Raw genomic sequence first — 2,586 nt, 5'->3', positions numbered from 1 at the left:
ACGAGATGGGCAGACCGGACCTTGAAACACAGCCGGATGAGGTCAGGGAAGGACAAGCGGCGAGAAGACAGAGAGAAAAGCTTGTTCTACCACGCCTGCCGAATACCAACGACATCATCGTTCCAGAGATTCAAGCCTCAGGCATCTACAAGATGCTTCTCGACTTCGGATTGACACCAGAGGAAGCTCGCAAGGTAGCTCACAACTATTCGGAGATGAATTTGAGCTTGAGCAGTTGTGCTCGGCTTTTAAGGGCGGGTACTAACTTGAGTCAGGAGATTCCGGAAGATTATGTGGATGAGCCTGGGGCAGGAGATGTCTTTAGGCACAGGAGCAGGGTCGGCTCGATTGTGTCTAGGATTGAGAAGACGGCGCATTATCTCAGTAAGTCTTGTTCGAAATTCTTTTTGTTATTTATAAAGCGTTTATACTTTACTCCTTTGTATAAATAAAATTCTTTCAAGTTCGTTCGTACATATTGGAGTAGATTTTTAAGTATTTATTGCTTATAAAAGTTGTTCGCACATATTTGAATGGCTTCAAAAGTCCATCAAATTGCAAGTTTTTCGAAAAGATATACTAACATTTAACAATCATAGGTGAAACCGAGATTGCTCAGTTTACCAAGCTTCTTAGCAACATTGGCAATGAACACCTCATTCGTGAGACATTTCAAAAGCTTTCTGATGACTTCGAAGCTATGGAAACCTGAAAGCCTGATTTAGTTCCTGAAACTTGCTTGCTATGGCAAATACCCACATCAACTGTGGTTGTTCCTCGAGAGTTTAGAAAACTTTCCACCACTGGGAAGTTTACCAAGCAATACCTGGGTATTGCAATGTGGACCGTGCACACAGCACGTGTTCAAAAAAAAACCATTAGGTTTTATCTCAAAAAGGCAACTTTACCAAAACTCAACTTCATATAAAGCTTTGAGATGGTTTAGTTTACTTTTTATTCTAGTTAGAAAATTTACATATTTTATAGTAGACAAAGATTTATGGCTGGCTTAAATAGCTTAATGAAACATTTTTATAAATTTCTAATATATTTATACATTTTAAAAATGGTTAAAAATAGTTTAATGATAAGACATTTTTATTAATATTACTATTTATTATATTATATATACTATAAAAAGAATTATTATATGAGCTAGTTTATCATTATAATTTTATATTAAATTAATTTTTAAAATCAGCACAAAATTCTAACTATATAGCTTATATATTATTATAGCTATTAAGCTAGCTTTTGATTCAACCAGTATATTATGATAATATGCTAATGGAAGTCGAAGTTATTGTATTGCCACTTTAAGAAGCAGCTTATCCTGGCTAATCTCTGTGCAGGAAGCACTTTATGCTAGTATTCAAATTCAGCCACTGGCAAAGTGTAAAGTGCATCTGCATAAGTGTTGGTGAATTGGCTATGGTAGTGGTTAAAAGCAGAGGAGGCAGTTTATAACTAAATGAATTAAGCTATTGGAATATAATTTAAAACATAATTCTTTTAAAGAATGGTAAAGAATGGCAAGATTGTAGTGGGGTTGAAGTGGCACCATGTTAGTATTGACTTATAAAGTAGGTACAGCATGATAATGACAGTCTTATTCCGCTTAACAGGAAAACTTACTATAATAATGCTACAGAACTTCTATAGATATTTTTTTAGCTTTTATTAATATTATGTGCTTGCTCATTTGGATTCTATAAAACTGGTGCTTTAAACTAGTTTTTGGGATAACTTTTAAAAACTGAGTTTTATGGATTGTACTAGAGCTGTTAGGCCTCAACTTGTGGTATGCCTAAATATTCCTGTCTTTTGATATGGATAGTGTTACAGGCATGTCAAACAGCATAACTACTAGTCATATAATTGAAACAGCTTTAGATTTATTTAAGGTTGCTGTTGCTCATAGTCTATCTTAAGGCTGCTTTTATAGACTGGAGACAAAATTTCATGACTTCAAATAGTGCTGAGTTAATGCTTTTAAACTTTTAGCTTTTATATATAAAACATCGGTACTTGGCTCTAAACAAAATTTCTCATATAACTACAGATTGAGGAGAACTATGCATCCTGTTTGGTCTGCCATATATAGGCCTCAAAGCAATGTATCAATAGCTGAGTGAGTGACCACCAGCAAATCTCTACTGTTGCATGTAAACCTTTTTTTTCTGTCATGGTCGCTTTTTTCCTCCCATTTTTTTTACTAAATAAGGTTAAGTATGCTCAAGTATTGCCATTTAAATGAAGTACACTGCATCAGGTCGCCAGCCATCATGGCAGAATCTGGATTTGTTTTGACCCAGTTGCTCCTTCTGTCCAAATATTTTCTGCACAAGTTAGGGTTGAGGATATTCAGTTGCTGTCATGTTGATACAACATGAACTCTTTGCAAATCTTGGCGTTGTCTTTGGTTCTCCTAAGGTAGAGAGAGGTCTGCGCAATGAAGCATTTTACGTGCCTACTTTGCACATGATCTCTCCTTTCAAAAAGGTGTCCTGTCATGACTTCAGAAGGTCTTGGATGATTACGCTTTTCTTGCAAGTAAACCCAGTGCACAAATAGAGCTGGAGAGAG

1 protein-coding gene is annotated in these 2,586 nt (G+C 35.7%); it reads left to right on the top strand.

Annotated features, from left to right (window positions below; all coding sequences use genetic code 11):
- Window positions 1-452 (top strand): hypothetical protein (locus tag ACR2F7_RS06595; protein ID WP_432712789.1); only part of this gene is annotated, 452 nt, incomplete at its 5' end.
- Window positions 453-2,586: the final 2,134 nt, after the last annotated feature.

It is taken from the genome of Pedobacter sp., assembly GCF_045628745.1.
Lineage (GTDB): Bacteria > Bacteroidota > Bacteroidia > Sphingobacteriales > Sphingobacteriaceae > Pedobacter.
This window is presented reverse-complemented; position numbering and strand designations above follow the sequence as displayed.